General features: G+C 55.3%; 14 protein-coding genes. 12 read left to right on the forward strand and 2 right to left on the reverse strand.

Annotation, left to right across the window (positions count from 1 at the left end; translation table 11 throughout):
• Positions 1–70: 70 nt before the first annotated feature.
• Positions 71–481 (forward strand): universal stress protein, encoded by a 411-nt coding sequence (locus tag ACR0IM_RS05295; protein WP_480589501.1) that lies wholly within the window; start codon positions 71–73, stop codon positions 479–481.
• A gap of 1,178 nt (positions 482–1,659) precedes the next feature.
• Here the strand turns inward: ACR0IM_RS05295 and ACR0IM_RS05300 are convergent.
• Positions 1,660–2,691, reverse strand: coding sequence for a LacI family DNA-binding transcriptional regulator (locus tag ACR0IM_RS05300; protein ID WP_480681061.1), 1,032 nt, complete (start codon positions 2,689–2,691; stop codon positions 1,660–1,662).
• A gap of 113 nt (positions 2,692–2,804) precedes the next feature.
• Here ACR0IM_RS05300 and ACR0IM_RS05305 point away from each other — a divergent pair, with 113 nt between their 5' ends.
• The 9 genes from ACR0IM_RS05305 (at position 2,805) to ACR0IM_RS05345 (ending at position 12,305) form a co-directional block, all read left to right on the forward strand.
• Positions 2,805–4,316 (forward strand): tripartite tricarboxylate transporter permease, encoded by a 1,512-nt coding sequence (locus tag ACR0IM_RS05305; protein ID WP_480595533.1) that lies wholly within the window; start codon positions 2,805–2,807, stop codon positions 4,314–4,316.
• A complete protein-coding gene (locus tag ACR0IM_RS05310) occupies positions 4,313–4,768 on the forward strand; it encodes a tripartite tricarboxylate transporter TctB family protein (protein ID WP_480595534.1) in 456 nt (151 codons plus the stop codon). The genes ACR0IM_RS05305 and ACR0IM_RS05310 overlap by 4 nt, the downstream gene beginning before the upstream one ends.
• Before the next feature lie 42 nt (positions 4,769–4,810).
• On the forward strand, positions 4,811–5,770 hold the full coding sequence (locus ACR0IM_RS05315; RefSeq protein WP_480681062.1) for a Bug family tripartite tricarboxylate transporter substrate binding protein: 960 nt from the start codon (positions 4,811–4,813) through the stop codon (positions 5,768–5,770).
• Positions 5,771–5,828: 58 nt separating this feature from the next.
• Complete coding sequence (gene sauS / locus ACR0IM_RS05320; RefSeq protein ID WP_480681063.1) at positions 5,829–7,250, forward strand: acylating sulfoacetaldehyde dehydrogenase; 1,422 nt, start codon at positions 5,829–5,831, stop codon at positions 7,248–7,250.
• Positions 7,247–8,758 carry a class I adenylate-forming enzyme family protein gene (locus ACR0IM_RS05325; RefSeq protein ID WP_480681064.1) on the forward strand — a complete coding sequence of 504 codons (1,512 nt, stop codon included), beginning with the start codon at positions 7,247–7,249 and terminating at the stop codon, positions 8,756–8,758. Before sauS ends, ACR0IM_RS05325 begins: the two co-directional genes overlap by 4 nt.
• 821 nt (positions 8,759–9,579) lie before the next feature.
• Positions 9,580–11,025, forward strand: a complete 1,446-nt coding sequence (locus ACR0IM_RS05330; protein ID WP_480681066.1) for a COG3904 family protein — start codon at positions 9,580–9,582, stop codon at positions 11,023–11,025.
• A complete protein-coding gene (locus tag ACR0IM_RS05335) occupies positions 11,022–11,417 on the forward strand; it encodes a hypothetical protein (RefSeq protein ID WP_480595539.1) in 396 nt (131 codons plus the stop codon). The genes ACR0IM_RS05330 and ACR0IM_RS05335 overlap by 4 nt, the downstream gene beginning before the upstream one ends.
• Positions 11,414–11,974: a hypothetical protein gene (locus ACR0IM_RS05340; RefSeq protein ID WP_480681067.1), complete on the forward strand. Its 561-nt coding sequence runs from the start codon at positions 11,414–11,416 to the stop codon at positions 11,972–11,974. The genes ACR0IM_RS05335 and ACR0IM_RS05340 overlap by 4 nt, the downstream gene beginning before the upstream one ends.
• 58 nt (positions 11,975–12,032) lie before the next feature.
• Positions 12,033–12,305: a hypothetical protein gene (locus ACR0IM_RS05345; RefSeq protein WP_480681069.1), complete on the forward strand. Its 273-nt coding sequence runs from the start codon at positions 12,033–12,035 to the stop codon at positions 12,303–12,305.
• Positions 12,306–13,032: 727 nt separating this feature from the next.
• Here the strand turns inward: ACR0IM_RS05345 and ACR0IM_RS05350 are convergent.
• Positions 13,033–13,647 carry a TetR/AcrR family transcriptional regulator gene (locus ACR0IM_RS05350; protein WP_480640751.1) on the reverse strand — a complete coding sequence of 205 codons (615 nt, stop codon included), beginning with the start codon at positions 13,645–13,647 and terminating at the stop codon, positions 13,033–13,035.
• Positions 13,648–13,787: 140 nt separating this feature from the next.
• Here ACR0IM_RS05350 and ACR0IM_RS05355 point away from each other — a divergent pair, with 140 nt between their 5' ends.
• On the forward strand, positions 13,788–14,252 hold the full coding sequence (locus ACR0IM_RS05355) for a (2Fe-2S)-binding protein (protein ID WP_480681070.1): 465 nt from the start codon (positions 13,788–13,790) through the stop codon (positions 14,250–14,252).
• A 3-nt stretch (positions 14,253–14,255) separates the two neighbouring features.
• The gene (locus ACR0IM_RS05360; RefSeq protein ID WP_480681072.1) at positions 14,256–16,442 is read left to right on the forward strand and encodes a xanthine dehydrogenase family protein molybdopterin-binding subunit; all 2,187 of its coding nucleotides are present in this window, start codon (positions 14,256–14,258) and stop codon (positions 16,440–16,442) included.
• The last annotated feature ends 28 nt before the right edge of the window (positions 16,443–16,470 follow it).

The following is a 16,470-nucleotide window of genomic DNA, read 5'->3' on the forward strand; positions in this document are numbered from 1 at the left end:
CTCTCAAAATGGAAGTGCGGAGAGACTTGCTTGTGGACGAAAACCGAAAACCTTCAACAAGGGATTAGAAATGTACAATAACATCTTGGTAGCGCTGTCTCTTGAGCATGGCATCAGTGATCACGCACTTTCGGCGGCACACGCCCTTGTATCCGAAGGTGGAAAGATCATAGCGGCACATATTCACGAACCACCAAACAGACAGATAATGTACTATATGGATGACGGGATCGCCGAAAAATCTCTCCAAAAAGCAAAGGCGCGCTTAGCTGAACGCCTGAAGGACGAAACCGAGGTTTCTTCAGTTCTTCTTGAGAGTCAATCCGCCGGTCGGGCAATCACCGAGTACGCGAACAAGCATGGTATCGACTGTATTGTCCTTGCGTCGCATAAACCCGGGATGAAGGAGTTCTTTCTGGGATCAACTGCAGCCCTCGTCGTTCGCCACGCTCGGTGTTCGGTGCATGTGCTCCGCCCATAAAGCTTACGGTTGTACCCGATCGCTCAACGCAAGCAATTGTGCCTAACTCCTCCGGCTTCTGTAGCTTGTCGTCTCAAACCGTCGTAGAGACCACTTGTCATGCTCGCACCTCAATCACCATCAAACGATGAAAAGCAGTCTGGGAAGCTACGGAAGCACGAGTCGCAGCTTTGACAATAAAGGCACCTTTGATGATCCTGACCGGATTTGCACTGACGTAGGCGACGGCGCCCCGGATAACTCCTGCCGTTTCCAGCCGCCTGATACCCCGCCAGGTCGCGGGCAGCGACTTGTTCAAAGATCACACCGGCGATCCCCTACCTATGCCCAATATTATGTTGGGTAAATCCGGGCCTTTGGCGATTCCACTTTGAGAACGCATCTACTTGACCGCAATCGCGAAGGTTCAGTGCATCTCGAACAACTCATAGCAGGGTTTCACAAGCGCCTCGCGGAACTCTATGAACGCGAAGTGGCAAATATGCCTGCGAGGTTTGGCGCCTCATCGTCGTTCTCCATGGAACGCAACAAGAGCTTCAACTCCACTAGAAAGTTTGGCCGAGCCGTGCGACATCCCGATGAATCACAGGTCAACGATGCACTAACAATCAAATTGGACCAGTCAGATGAGGCTGCTCAATGTTCAACGTTCGGAACGCTTTGCCTTCGTTGGTTCGGCAAGCACGTCAACTTGTCGCAGCTTTTTAACTATTTCTAGCGGCTTCTCTCTCTTGTTTGCCATTCTTGGTCCTCCGTTTCTCAAACATATCGGTGGTCGAAATCAAATAACGCACTCCAGTTCTGCAATCAGGTTTAAGTCGGCCCAGAACCGACATCAATTAGCCAACCTAAATACTGCGGTCGCAACCCACTATACTTCCAATCGTTCCCCGCTAGATGAGAGGCCAAGCAAACTTATGCATCGCATAACAAAGCGTCTGTTTTCCCGCCCACCGATAGGGCTGCTACCCCCCAAAAAGCCGACATGCAAACTTGTCACCGCAGGGTGGGAACCTGACAATTACTGCAAGTGTAACAAGACTTGGCTCGACAATAATAACGACATTCAATTCATTAGTTTTCCAGTCAATCAATCATACCAAGTCGAATGTTCGTTGTTTCTAGCCAAGCGTTCAAACCGCGTATGTTCCACGGGGAAATTGACTTGCCTTGGATGATTAACAATCCGCCACCGGACCAGATGTTCCTCTCACGACACGCTCCAATTCGCAGCAGATTCTAAATGGCTCTGGATCGTCTGAGGTAATGTAGTCAGTGAACCTTTCGCCAGCCAGCTTTCCGATGGTTTCTGCAGGGATGCGAATGGTGGTGAGCCCCGGTTCAACGTCCGCGGACCCTTTGAAATCACCAATACCGATTATTGAAAGGTCATTGGGAACCTTCAAACCAAGGTTCTGGGCTGCAAACAGTGCACCTTGTGCGATGACGTCATTCCCGCACAGCAGAGCCGTAGGGCGAGTGCGTTCTGACAAAAGGGACAAGGCTGCCTGCTTGGCCTGAGATACACTGTACGGGGCCTCCGACTCATGTTCACTGGGAACGGAAATACCAATTTCGCTCAACGCATCACGGACGGCAGATAACCGATGTTGAGCTCGGTCATTGCCCGAGGTTTTGGGAAAGATCAGCCCAATATCGCGATGCCCCAAGTCCAGCAGATGCTCAGCCGCCAGACGCCCCGCCAGCCGATTATCAGCTCCAACGCAGGGAAGATCGGAATTCTCCGAATAGTTCCAAATGGCAAGAGCCGGTATTTTCTGTTGTTCGATCAGCCGCGCGGTAGGTTCGGAATGCTCCAATCCGACCAGAGCCACTCCGTCCACACGATGCTCCAGAAGCTTGCGAACCATCGCGTATTCCCGATCGAGGTCATACCCATGCGACGCCAGCAACAGGCTGAACCCGGCTTTATCGATGGAATCTGAAAAGGCCTGAATGACCTCGGCGAAAATGGCATGGTTGATCGTAGGAACAACGAGACCGACAGTGCCTGATCGCTTGCCATGCATCGTTTGCGCAGCCCGATTGCGGATATACCCCAGCCTTTGCACCGCTCGGTTGATCTTTTTCCGAGTCGCCGGGCTGACCAAGTTAGGGTGATTGAAGGTACGAGAAACCGTGGATGGCGATACTTTTGCGGCCTTTGCGACCGCTACAATGTCTACCTTACCTTTTTGAAAAATAGCCATAATATTCTTCCATCCAGTCGAATTTATGAAAACATTTGCAATACTATTTTCATCGCCTACCCTGATTTGTCAACAAAAGTAAAAGTGTGGACCGACGGGTTGGGAGGCCCTGAATGGAATTCATTTATTACTTCGGAGACGTATTCACGCCGCTGTCGTTTTTGCTGCTGTTGGGCGGCACGATTGGGGGTCTGATTCTGGGGGCGACGCCGGGTTTGTCACCTACGATGGCGGTCGCTCTTCTGATCCCCTTTACCTTCCAACTCGAGGCGGCACAGGGGCTAATCCTGTTGGGCGCCGCCTATACCTCGACCGTTGCTGGTGGTGCGGTTAGCGCCATATTGCTCAAGATCCCCGGCGCGCCGGCCAACATAGCGACGACGTTGGACGGACATACCATGGCTAAACAGGGTCAGGGTGCGCGGGCGCTGCAACTGTCGTTTCTGGCATCGGCGGTGGGCGGCATCTTTGGTGTGCTCCTGTTGATCTTTCTGACCCCGGTTTTGGCCAAATGGGCGCTGGCATTCGGTCCCTCGCACTTGTTCTGGTTAGCCATTCTGGGTGTTACTGTGATCGGGACACTGGATTCCTCCTCGGTGGTCAAAGGTTTGCTTTCGGGATGTATCGGGTTGTGGCTGGCTACCATTGGGTTTGACGACATCATGGGGGCGCAACGCTTCATCTTTCACCCTGCTTTGGGTGGAGGCATCAACATTATCGCCGCGCTGATCGGTCTGTTCGCGATCCCCCAGGTGCTGACGATGTTTGCAAAGGGTCGCCGTAACACGGGCGCCGAAATCATCGAAGTGCAGCGCCATTCGATCCTCGCTGCGTTTCGCGAACTGTTCAGCCGAACCCGCGCTCTGAGCATCGGCACATTGACAGGGTCCATCATCGGCCTGATCCCGGGCGTTGGTGGACAGATCGCCGGGTTGGTCGCCTATGATCAGACCAAGAAATTCTCAGCCGAGAAAGACAAGTTCGGTACGGGCCATTCCGAAGGCGTGATTGCTGCGGAATCCGCCAATAATGCGATGGTCGGCCCGTCCTTGGTTCCGCTGCTAACCTTGTCGATCCCGGGTAGCCCAACAGCCGCCGTTCTGCTGGGCGGATTGCTAATCCATGGAATTTTTCCGGGCTCGGACCTCTTCGACAACCACCCTGACGTGGCCTGGACCTTCATCAATTCCATGCTGATCGGCCAAGTCCTGATGTGTATCTTTGGCCTCTATGTCGCCGGTCTGGCCGCCCGCGTCGCGCAGGTTCCACAGTCGGTTATGGCAGCCATCGTTCTGGCGCTGTCGGTCTTCGGGGCCTATTCGGTGCAGGGCTCGATGGGTGATGTCTATGTCATGGCCTGCCTTGGTATAGGCATGTTTTTCCTTGAGCGTTTTGGTTTTTCAGCAGCACCACTGGTGTTGGGGTTGATCCTTGGCCCCATCGCTGAAGCCAACTTCATTCAAGGCGGGATGATCGCTGATGCGACCGTGGGCAAAGCTTCGTATTTCCTGACCGGTGGGTTGAACCTGTTGCTGATCGCAGTGGTGCTGGCCTCAATCGCCTACTCGGTTTGGATGGAACTGCGCCACCGTCGCTACACCACCAAAGAGGAGGCACAGGCATGAACCGCTCGCAACATATGATTGGGTCCGGTCTGGTCTTTGCTGTTGGCCTTTGGGTGACTTGGGTCAGCTATACCCAGCAACCCGCTGAGGCGTTCCTTTTCCCGCGTCTTATTGCATCGGTTTTTGTGGTTCTGGCTGGCTGGACCTTTGGCAAAGCGGTGTTGGGATTTTCCAAGGTTGGGAACGGCTTGACGCGTACAATGTTCATAAACATGCTGCCGGGGCTGATCGTAACGTTGATCTACGTTTTCTGGGCGGCAAAGTCGCTGGGTTTCTACACCGCGACGACCATCGCGTTTTTCATTCTGCTGTCAATCTATGATCCAGCCCCGCATTCCGAAGCCAAAACCTGGGTCAAGCGCGGCGTCATCACCGCAGTCTTTGTAGCGGTCATGTACGGGCTCTTCGCCATGCTTCTGAACGTTTACACGCCAAGGGAAATTCTGTTCTGACCGCACAGGATGCGGGTGAGCCAAATAAGGGAGGAAACGCAAATGAAACAAATACTTGCAGGGGTCGCATTGGCCCTCATGGGCCTGACAGGTGCCGTCGCGTCCGAAGAATACCCCGAACGACCGATCATGATGATGGTTAGCTATGGCGCGGGCGGTGCGACAGATTTTCAGGCGCGGATTGTCACCATGACGTCCGGGAACGAGGATGCGCTGGGAATGCCCATCGCAATCATCAATAAACCTGGAGCAGGCGGGCGCGTGGGTTGGAACTGGTTTGCAACTCAAGCCGACCCGGATGGCTATACACTGGCGGCCTATAACGTCCCGCATTTCATCGCCCAGTCGATCAAAGGCGGTGTGGAATATTCGACCGACAGCTTTGAGCCCATTGCAAACTGGGGCGCCGACCCGGCAGTCTTCGTTGTGGGTGCCGACAGCGAGTTCAACTCGATGGAAGATGTGGTCGCATATGCAAAGGACAACCCCGGCAAGCTGACGGTATCCGGAGCGGGCCTGTTTGTGGGACACCACATTGCAGCCCTGCAGATCGACAAAGCCGCAGGAACCAAAATGGCTTACATTCCGACCAAAGGCGGCGGAGCCGCGGCCATGAAAGCGGTGATCGCGGGTGAAGTCATGGGCGGTATCAACAACCTGTCGGATGCGTACCGCGCGCAAGAGGCGGGCAACGTCAAAATCCTTGGTGTCGCAGATCTTGAACGCAACACGTTCCTGCCGAACGTTCCGACGATGATGGAACAGGGGCTGGAGGTTGACAACTCATCGGTCAATTTCCGGGGCGTGATGGTGCCAAAAGGTACACCGCCTGAGGTGATCGATAAACTGGCGGCGACGGTCCCGGAGATGTTTGCCAACGACCGTGTGGCTAAAAAAATGGAGGCCGGTGGGTCCCCCATGCACATCATGACACGTGATGAAGTGATCGAGATGTGGGCAAAGCGCCAACAAACGCTGAACGAATTGCTGGCCGGCCTCTGATCCGGTGATCAAAACGGGGCGGAGCAGATCCGCCCCGAACAAAAAATCGAGGACCAAGATGAACGCTCAGGACGAGATTTCCCCAGAAATCGCTGAAGTAGATCGTATCGTAACGCAAGCTCGTGCGGCCCAGGAGGCCTTTGAAGCTCATGGCAGCCAGGGGCTTTATGACAAAGCAGCTCTCGCAGTGGGGTGGGCCATAATGGAGCCAGCACGCAACCGGAGGTTGGCCGAGACCGCCGTTAAAACCACCGGGCTGGGTAATGTTCTCGACAAGATCACAAAAAACCACCGTAAGACATTGGGTCTTTTGCGAGATATCGCTGAAGTAAAAACACACGGCATCATCAGCGACGACCCGAAAACCGGCATTACCGAGATTGCGCGTCCTATCGGCGTGGTCGGCGCGGTTGTGCCATCGACTAACCCTGCGGCAACACCTGCGAACAATATCATAAATGCGCTCAAAAGCGGCAACTCCATCGTGGTGGCACCGTCACCCAAAGGCGTGGCGTCATGCGAGATGTTGATTGACTACATCCACTCTGAATTCGACAAGCTGGGGTTGGATCGCAATCTAGTTCAGATGATCCCCGCGCCCGGTTCCAAGACTAAGACGCAACGGTTGATGGAAACTGTTGATCGGGTGATCTGCACCGGAAGCCAGAACAATGTTCACCGCGCGCAATCCTGCGGTACGCCAGCTGTGGCGGTTGGTGCTGGCAACGTGACAGTGATTGTTGACGAGACTGCTGACTTGCTGGCAGCCGCGGCCAAGATTACGGCCTCAAAGTGTTTTGACAACGCGACGTCCTGTTCTTCTGAAAATGCCTTGGTCGTTGTTGATGCAATCTATGATGCGTTCGTTGCCGCGATGGCCAGCGAAGGCGGTGCCTTGGTGCCATCCTCCGAAGCAAGTGACATCGTGGCCCGGCTTTGGCCTAATGGTCATCTCAACCGTTCTGCCATAGCGCAGGATGCCGACAAAATGCTCAAAGCTTTGGGGATGGCGGGAAAAGTGCCTGAAGGGACCAAGTATTTGGCCGTGGAGACGGACGGGATAGGTCCGGATCATCCACTGTCCGGCGAAAAACTCAGTCGGGTTTTGGCTCTCTATCGCGCGGCAGATTTCGAAGAGGCCAAGGGAATTGCCGCTCGCATTCTGGAGCATCAGGGGGCAGGACATTCGGTCGGCATCCACACGGATGACGACACCCGCGCTGTTGGGTTGGGACGTGACTTGCCCACCTGTCGGGTCATCGTAAACCAGGCGCATACCTTTGCCACAGGTGGCAGTTTCACCAATGGAATGCCCTTTTCGCTTTCGATGGGCTGCGGCAGTTGGGGCGGGAATTCCATCGATACCAACCTGCATTGGCGGCATTTCATCCAAACCACCAAGGTCGTGCGAGAAACACCTCCGCGTGAACCAGACTTGAAGGAGATTTTTGGCGACTATTGGTCGGAGGTCGGCCGATGATGGAACCGCCCAAAGGAACTGTCCGAGATTGGCTGGAATACAGAGCTACCCAGGGAGGAACCGGTTTTGTTTTCCCGGATGGGGCACCGGACTTGAGCTGGGGTGAATTGCGCGAAACAGCCCGCCGAATAGCGGTCATGTTGACCGGATCAGGTGTGGCAAAAGGTGAAAGCGTTGCGATCCTCTACCCCAATTGCCGCGAAGCGCTAGAGGTCTTGTTCGGCGTTCTCTACGGCGGATTCCGGGCAACGATGATTAACCTTGTCGCAGGCGACAGCGCCGTATCCTATGCGCTGGAGCATAGTGGGGCACGTTGTGCCTTTGTGCATCCCGGACAAATGGAATTGTTCGAACGGACAGCCGACCCCTCCGGAATCACCCAGTTGCACGTTACAGACGTTGCCGATGCCGATGGTAACTTGCACAACATCTCGTCCGATACTCATGCTCTGTTGATGTACACATCCGGAACAACTGGGCGTCCCAAGGGTGTGGTTCACACGCATTCCAGCCTGCTGGCAGGGGGCTGGACGACGGCAGTTGCTCACGAATTGACCGAGGTTGATCGCGGGTTTTGCGTATTGCCGATCTACCACATTAACGGGCTGTGTGTGACAATCATGGGAACGCTTGTTTCAGGCGGGTCTTTGGCCATGTGCGAACGGTTTTCGGCCAGTCGGTTCTGGGACAATCTGGGTAAGATTGAGGCAACATGGTTTTCGGTCGTACCAACCATCATTTCTCACTTGCTGCACTCGGATACAAATCCGGATACGCACACCCGCCAACGTGTGCGTTTCGGTCGTTCTGCGTCATCAGCATTGGCACCGGACGTGCAGCGGGCCTTTGAAGACCGTTTCGAAATACCGATTGTGGAAACTATGGGGCTGACGGAAACCGCCGCGCAGATACTGTCCAATCCTCTGCCACCGGGCGTTCGCAAGATTGGTTCTCCGGGTATCGCATTTGGGAACGAGGCAGCAGTATTCGACGCGAACCTTCAACCTGTTCCTCACGGAACGGAAGGTGAATTGGTCATTCGTGGGCCAAATGTGATGTTGGAGTACCTCAACGACCCCGATGCAACTGCAGGCACGTTTAGTTCCGATGGGTGGTTGCGAACCGGTGATCTCGCACGCATGGACGAAGACGGCTACGTTTTTGTCACCGGTCGGCTGAAAGAGCTGATCATCAAGGGCGGTGAAAACATCGCGCCGCGTGAAATAGACGAGGCACTTTATTCTCATCCCGACGTTGTTGAAGCCGCAGCTTTTGCACGCCCCTGCGAAAGCTACGGTGAAACTGTCGAAGCCGCTGTAAAAATTCGAGAGGGTTCTGAACTGACGCCGCAAAGCCTATCGAGAATTTGCGAAGATCAACTGGGTCGTTTCAAGTCCCCCGATGAAGTTCATATCTTGTCTGATCTTCCCAAAGGCCCCTCGGGAAAAATCCAAAGAAACAGGATACTCGAGATCGTTAGTGAGAAAGCTGAAAACCGGAAGATGTAGACCCAACGACTATTCAGTTGACCACGTCCTATGGACGTACGCTTTGACCGCGAAACTCATAGTAGAATGCGCAGATTGGTCGTTCGCTTAACAGTAGGTGCCGGACAGAAAATCTCAATTTTAGACATCTGACGCAAACTATCGAAGTACAGGTTGGGGAAAGGATGTCGTATTTGCAAAGGGCAATTGCGGGCGCTCTGAGAAACGTGCGCTTTTGGACTCGGTTTCAGTTATTCCTGAATTTGCATTTCCGTGTCGACTCAGAGACTGATTGCCCCCACCGGGACCGGTCCAACTTCAAATGCTTTAGGACCATCAATAGTACCCGTGGCCGAGAACGCGACCCAGTGACCAGCGTTTGCGCGCTGACGGATGTTTCCAAAATCAAGGCTGCTCCTTCGGCGAAAGTGACACCCCGAAGCGCATGTTTCGCGAAGCCGCCAAACCGCTGTTGCAGATCCGTGCTCCGTCCAATCTCCTACTGTAAGACAAGATTCAGTTGGCGGGACTTTGAAGTGCAGGTGTTTCTGCAGGACTTTGTCATACCTCCCGCGAAAACACCTTGCCCAGCAATGAACCAACAAGATGTACCCGTCTGAGTATCCGGCACGTCGTGGAAGAGGCGGCAAGGCGTGATGCGATGGATGACAGCATCATGCGTGGGATAGCGAAACTAGTGTGCCACCGACGCAAAGCAATTAAAGCAAATTCAAACCCTCACGAAAGGGATGATTACCTCCCGCCATTGCAATGTATGGTTGATTCCATTCAGATTTCACGTTTAGAAGCAAAGGCATGCCAAAAAAGAAGAGAACTATTCTGTGACCAATCGCTTCTATCTTTCGACCGCTCTTCTTTTACCCACGTTGTTCCCGCTCGCCACCGTTCACGCCGCAGAATTAGCCAAAACCCCGAATGAGGAAATGCGTTGTTATCTGTCGGTTCAAGGTCCGATCGAAGCAGGAGACGCTGACAGAATTCGCGAAGCCATGGCAAGTTTTTCTGCCGACCACCCCGAAGAGGCAAACCTTTACTACCCCAATTCGATGAACAGCTGGAAGAAAGTCTGTTTCGATAGCCCCGGGGGGAGTTTTTCAGAAGGTGTGAAGATCGCCCAGTATTTGTTGAGCGAGCAGATCGGAAGTGCCGTTCCAAAAGATGCCCAATGCCTTTCGGCCTGCGCGGTGGCGTTTATGGGTGGAACAAATGATACGCAAGGTGATGGGGGCCCAATTCCCTTCCGCCAATTGCATCCACTTGGCAGCTTGGGCTTCCACGCACCTTTTATCGAGGTCCCTGAGCGGGAGTACTCGGCACAGATTGTTCAGCAGGCATTCGAAGTGGCGCTGGCAAACATTGGCTTCCTCTTGGAACGAGGAGATCAGATGAACATTCAGCGCAGTCTCGTCTTGCGCATGCTGAACACGCCCAGCGACGAGATGCTTTTCGTGAGAACCGTTGGTGAAGCCTCACGTTGGGGTATTGCCATCGCCCCTGTCGCGCCGCAAGACAAGCTTGATGCGGTCTCAGTGATCAATGCCTGCTACAACCATGAATATTTTCTCCAGGACAACCTGTTGCCGATTTTTGCCAAAGCAGAGGAAGTGGCGATCCAAAGCGAAGGTTCGGCGACGACCGGCACGCTGCCCGACGGTTTTCGCGGAGAGCGGGCGATGCCTTGCCAAATCTTCCAGTCAGCAGTCTCGGAATATGATCGCTATGGGCCTCTGACACATCGCGCAATCCACTCGATCACCGAGTATGAAGGGGTCTATCCTTACCAAATGTACGATCCGCAAACCCCGATCACTACGCTTTTCAACCCCGATGGTAAGCCACCTGCCCGAATTGCGAGAATTGAAAAAAGCATAGATGCCGAGGCTGTTTGCCTGGTTTTCGCCGATGGCAGGTTGAGCGATCAGGACCCTTGCCGTTGGGAGGCCGTGAAGACCAGGCTCGCTGATTTGTCCGTAGAAAACGTCTGGCGGTTCCATTGGCCATCGGGCAGCCAGACTGTTGTGGAAAAGGCTATATCCGGGACCAGTCAGGCCGACACGTTGAACGGATCACCGGCGCAAAAAATCGAGAGCTGGGACCTGCCGGAAGAAACAAACAAGGCGATCAACGATGCGGCCCAGACCCTGACTGCTCCTGAAGATGGCTGGCTCAACAAAGATTGTTGGCTAAGTAGCGCAACGGAGCGCATGTTTTGCATCGGCAGCTTCAGCGTGGCCGGATACAAGTCCATGGAAGAGTTTACAGAATGATATCTTCTATCAGGATTCTACTGCTGAGCGCCACAACTCTGGTGCCGGGCCTTGCCGCCGCACAGGACGACGCATTCTTCCTCATGTCTGGCGCTCAAATCGATTGCCTTGCCAGAAATGCGGACCGCTACCTGTCTTCCTCTGAGGACACTTTGTTCATCAGGCCCGGTGACTGCGGATCCGAGCGAACCGGCGAGACTATTAGCTTCATGGAGATGACGTTGAATGCCGCGCCAGACATCAGGATCGTTGAAGAGCAGGATATTCCCGACGAAGTCGTTGTTCTGACCCGCGAAGACCTCGCCTGTATCGCGGGTCAAACCTTGCCAGTCGTTGCAAGCCTCGTCGCCTTTTACCCCGATGGCTGCCGCGTGGTGGTTAGGGCACCATGAGCAAACCACTCGCCAACTTCGACAAGATCGCAGACATCTGCTTCAAAGTTTTCAGCATCATAGCGATTTGCTTTGGCGGAATACGCTATTTTCAGGAGCGCAGCGAGATCGCGCATAAAGAAGCCCAAAGCAGATCCCTGTCCTATATCGAAGAATATGGCAGCGCGAGATATGTGGCAGCCCGTCTGGCCCTTCATGAATTCTGGTCCGAGCGTCCGGAACTGGTCCAGTTGCTGACAAATGGCAGAATTTCAGAGAGGGCTTACCGGGCCGCTCTCAGCCAGGAGGTTTTCCGGCACGAGGCCGATCACCAGATACGCGAAGCGCTTGTCCTGTTGGACAACTTCTACAGTCAGGTGACTTTCTGTCACAGAACCGAGCTTTGCGACGCCACTATTCTGAATGATTTCTTCTGCCAGGTGGCGCGGTCCGAAGCGGTGGCCTACGTTCCTTTCTTCGACCGAATGGCTGCCGAGACCGGTGACAGCGACTTGGGCGATGACTTGTCCGACTTTGGTGCACATTGTGCCTCGGCAATCGGGAAACCTTCGAAATGACACAGGGCAGCAATCGAAAGCTGCGTTTCGTTGCTCCTTCTCCCCTGAGAAAAACGTGATGCATTCCGGTATCTACCGGGAGCGGACGGCGGGCACCGGTGCAGGGCACCGCACCTCCCGTCGTCATTCTCACTTTAAGAAACAGGTATTGAACAAGGGATTTCTTCACCGTGATCGAACCGGCTTTCCCCTCTCCGAAATCGATGTAAACAAGCGATCAGCCTTGCGCGACCAACTGGTCCATCAGACCAACCCCCTGCGCGGCTACAACCGGATTGAAAACCTCAACGTATTCCATGATCTTATCGGATTTGTTGAATTTGAAGGTTGAGTATTACTTATTGCTGCACCAACCCGCGTCATTCTTCAGCTTGATCTGACCGGTGTTGCGAACGAACACCCCCTGCCCGTAATCCATCGCGCAGAGCTCGTGGACCGGGAAGATCATGCCTTCAAAGTTCGAGAAGGTCCGCGACTAACAGGCCTAAATCGCAAATCGACCTTTGGCGCCGGTTGGAAAGACACCGCAGTGATAGGCGGTGATATGTACGTTCCCCCTCAGCAAAAAAAAAGCGGCAACGACAGCCGCATCTTCAGCTTCCTAAGCCTTTAGAAAGGCGCGCATGATGGCTTTGGTGCATTCGGCATCTTCGGGACCGGCTGCCTGGATGATCTGGCCAACGGCGTTCGCGGCACCGCGGATGTCCAGGCAGCGGTCACGACAACGACCGGCAGTTTCTGCTCCTCATTCACTAGGGCAGGATGAGCATGTCCGACAGCGTTGCATCTTCGTTTTCGAATGTCACCGTGCGGCTTGGGATTCAGGTTCAGCAAAACGTGATGCACGTCCAACACATCCTCGGGTGTTCAGCCTGGATCGGCCTGAAAGTAGCGGACCGACATAAACACCGCCGCCGACACAAACACGGCGTCTTCGCTTTTCAGCAACGGAGCCGACGAGTAGATCTCGTCGTATAGCCGCGGCAAGGTTTCCTGCTCTTTAACGTTGAGACAGACTGGTTTCTGAGCATGGAAGGACTGGGCTGATTACAGCGCACCTACTTTGACACCTGTGAACCATAGCGGCTGAGGATCATGTCGACGCTGCTTTCGATGGTGGCGGTCATTTCCGGTTCGCTCAGCACGTCACCGGTGAACATCATCGGCCAGAAGGCCTTGGCTTTGATCAGGCCAATGAATTCCTGCCCGGCTCGTTCCGGGTCTTCGATCTGCAGTTGCCCGTCATCTGCGGCATCTTTCAGCATAGCGACAAAGATCCTCGTCTTATCCAGCTTGCCCTGAGCTACTGCCGCCATCTCGGGGTTGCGCAAAGTTTCGCTGATCACCATCCGCGCCATGGCGATAACCTCGGGCATCATCAGAATCCGCCCCTCGGCCCAGGCAAGCTCGGTCAATTGCTCGCGGATATCTCGGCCTGGTTGGTACCTGATGTCGAGCACGGCAGCAAACCGATTGGACAGTTCGATCACGATCGAACGAAACAGATTTTCCTTGCTCTCGAAGTACTTGTACAGTGTGCGCTTGGAAACCTCGGCGCGGGTGGAAATGCGGTCCATGCTGGCGGCTGCGAACCCCTTCTCTTGGAATTCGGCCACGGCGGCTTCGATGATCTGGGCCTGTTTGGACGCGTTCGGTGCGCAACAATCGCTCATGTTTCAAAGCTATAGACCCATTGACAGAGCAAGGTCAAACATTAGGTAAACTCACGGGTTTACACTAGAGGAAACGTAGCATACGGTAAACCCGCCAGTTTACCGACTCAGGTAACCAGCCCAACATGGAGAGTCCCCTCATGGCCTTGACCTTGAAACTGAACGGCGAGACCCACACGGTCGATGCCGAACCCGGCACACCCCTGCTGTGGGTGATCCGGGATGAACTTAAGCTGACCGGAACCAAATTCGGTTGCGGTGTTGCATCCTGCGGTGCTTGCACCGTGCATCTGAATGGTGAGCCTGTGCGCTCGTGCCAGACCTTTGTGGAAGACGTCGAAGATGCCGAGATTACCACGATCGAAGCGGTCGGTGACGACAAGATTGGTGCGGCCGTCCAGCAGGCCTGGATCGAGCTGGACGTGGTTCAATGCGGTTACTGCCAGTCGGGTCAGGTTATGTCGGCGGTCGGCCTGCTGTCGGAAAACCCGAAACCGTCAGCCGAAGAAATTGACGAATACATGTCTGGCAACGCCTGCCGCTGTGCCACCTATCAACGCATTCGCGCCGGTATCCAACGCGCATCTGAAATTCTGGAGGCCTGATCCATGACCATCAACACCTCCCGCCGTGGATTTCTGAAAGGTGCCGCTGCTGCTGGTGCCGTTCTGCTGGTTGGCGCGCGCCCTGATGGGGCGCTTGCGGCGGCGACGTCTGAGACCGCTCAGTTCAACCCGTTCGTGAAGATTGATGCGGACGGCACCGTCACCGCCATCGTCAAACACTTTGAAAAGGGTCAGGGTCCTGCGACTGGCCTGCCGACACTGATTGCCGAGGAAATCGGCCTGACCATGGATCAGATCGAATACGAATTCGCGCCCTCTGATCCGAACGTCTATAACAACCTGCTGTTCGGCCCCTTCCAGGGAACCGGTGGCTCGACCGCGATGGCGAACTCGTGGCTGCAATACCGCCAGGCCGGTGCTGCCGCACGCGAGATGCTGATCAACGCCGCCGCCCACAGTTGGGGCGTTGATGCATCCGGCATCACCATCGAGGAAGGCATCGTCAAGGCAGGCGACAAGTCGGCCCCGATTGCGGACTTCGTGGCCGCCGCCGCGCAGTTGGAAGCCCCAACCGAACCGCGCCTGAAAGACCCGTCCGAGTTCCGTCTGATCGGCAACGAAGCCGTCCGCCGCAAGGACTCGGCGATCAAAGGGAACGGCCAGGCGATGTACGCCATGGACGTTCACCTGCCGAACCAGATGGTTGCTATGATCAAGCGACCAGAATCGAAGGGTGGCATTGCCAAGGGCTTTGATGACAGCGCATCAAAAGAGGTCAAAGGCTATATCAACGCCGCCGTTCTGCCCAATCAGGCAGGCATCGCGGTCTATGCCGAAAACACCTGGGCCGCAATTCAGGCGCGCGACGCGATTGAAGTCGAATGGGACATGTCCGGTTCTGAGACCCGCGACTCGGACCAGATCAAAGCAGAGATCATGGCCGCACTGGACGCCGAACCCACCTATAACGTGAACAAGGCGGATATGGCAGCGGTGTCGGCGGCTATCGACGGGGCGGACAAGGTCGTCGAAAAGACCTTCTACTTCCCGCTGCTGGCCCACGCGCCGATGGAACCGCTGAACTGCACCATCGAGCAGACCGCCGAAGGTGATATCGTTCTGCATGATGGCGCGCAGATGCCGACCGGGCCGCATATGGCCTATCAGCAGATATTCCAACTGCCACCCGAAAAAATTCACATCAAGACGATGCTGGCCGGTGGCTCGTTCGGACGTCGCGCAACCCCGGACGCGGATTATCAGGTCGAGGCCGCGCTGGCCTTTGCCGTCACTGATCGTTCGCGCCCGGTGAAGCTGGTGTGGACGCGCGAAGATGACATCCGCAGCGGTTACTATCGCCCCGCCTTCGGCCATAAGGTCCGCGTAGGTCTGGATGCCGACGGGAATATCGTCGGATGGCAGCATCAGGTCGCCGGGCAATCGGTAATTAAAGGTACACCGTTCGAGGCAGCTCTGGTGCATGACGGTATCGATCACAGTTCGATCGAAGGGATTGCCGACAGCCCGTACATGATCCCCGGCATGTCGCTGGGGCTGACCGATACACCGAAAGCCACGACGGTTCTGTGGTGGCGCTCGGTTGGCCATACCCACACCGGCTATACGATGGAGACCATGATGGATCTGGTCGCCGAAGCCGCAGGCCGCGACCCGGTCGAGTTCCGCCTAGCGCATCTGGCCGACACCAGCGACGCGGATCAGCAACGCAAAGCGAGAGTGCTGAAACTGGTCACTGAAAAGGCGGGATGGGGCAACCCTCCGGCAGGTCGGGCACAGGGCATTGCCGTGCACAAGTCCTTTGGGTCCTATGCCGCGCAGGTTGTCGAGGTTTCGGGCGATCCGGAAAACGGAATCAAGATCGAAAAGGTCACCTGTGCCGTGGATTGCGGCATCGCCGTAAACCCCGACGTGGTGCGGGCGCAGATGGAGGGCGGCATCGGCTACGGTATCGGCCACGTCATGCGCGACCAGATCACGCTGACCGGTGGGGCCGTAGACCAGTTCAACTTCCCTGATTACGAGCCTCTACGGATCGGTGACATTGCGGAAATCGACGTCCATATCGTGCCGTCCGCCGAAGCACCGACCGGAGTTGGCGAGCCCGGCACCCCTCCCTCGGCCCCTGCCCTTGCCAACGCGATCCGGGCGCTTTCGGGCGTCAAGGTTACCTCTCTGCCGATGGTGGAAAACGGCGTCAATTTCGTCTGACGCCCTCTCGCTCCGCGCCATCCCCCTC

The organism is Ruegeria sp. BF6, assembly GCF_056538665.1.

Coding starts and splice junctions, on each gene's coding strand:
- ACR0IM_RS05295 (WP_480589501.1), top strand. CDS start 71: ATGTACAATAACATCTTGGTAGCGCTGTCTCTTGAGCATGGCATCAGT.
- ACR0IM_RS05300 (WP_480681061.1), bottom strand. CDS start 2,691: ATGGCTATTTTTCAAAAAGGTAAGGTAGACATTGTAGCGGTCGCAAAG.
- ACR0IM_RS05305 (WP_480595533.1), top strand. CDS start 2,805: ATGGAATTCATTTATTACTTCGGAGACGTATTCACGCCGCTGTCGTTT.
- ACR0IM_RS05310 (WP_480595534.1), top strand. CDS start 4,313: ATGAACCGCTCGCAACATATGATTGGGTCCGGTCTGGTCTTTGCTGTT.
- ACR0IM_RS05315 (WP_480681062.1), top strand. CDS start 4,811: ATGAAACAAATACTTGCAGGGGTCGCATTGGCCCTCATGGGCCTGACA.
- sauS (WP_480681063.1), top strand. CDS start 5,829: ATGAACGCTCAGGACGAGATTTCCCCAGAAATCGCTGAAGTAGATCGT.
- ACR0IM_RS05325 (WP_480681064.1), top strand. CDS start 7,247: ATGATGGAACCGCCCAAAGGAACTGTCCGAGATTGGCTGGAATACAGA.
- ACR0IM_RS05335 (WP_480595539.1), top strand. CDS start 11,022: ATGATATCTTCTATCAGGATTCTACTGCTGAGCGCCACAACTCTGGTG.
- ACR0IM_RS05340 (WP_480681067.1), top strand. CDS start 11,414: ATGAGCAAACCACTCGCCAACTTCGACAAGATCGCAGACATCTGCTTC.
- ACR0IM_RS05345 (WP_480681069.1), top strand. CDS start 12,033: ATGCATTCCGGTATCTACCGGGAGCGGACGGCGGGCACCGGTGCAGGG.
- ACR0IM_RS05350 (WP_480640751.1), bottom strand. CDS start 13,647: ATGAGCGATTGTTGCGCACCGAACGCGTCCAAACAGGCCCAGATCATC.
- ACR0IM_RS05355 (WP_480681070.1), top strand. CDS start 13,788: ATGGCCTTGACCTTGAAACTGAACGGCGAGACCCACACGGTCGATGCC.
- ACR0IM_RS05360 (WP_480681072.1), top strand. CDS start 14,256: ATGACCATCAACACCTCCCGCCGTGGATTTCTGAAAGGTGCCGCTGCT.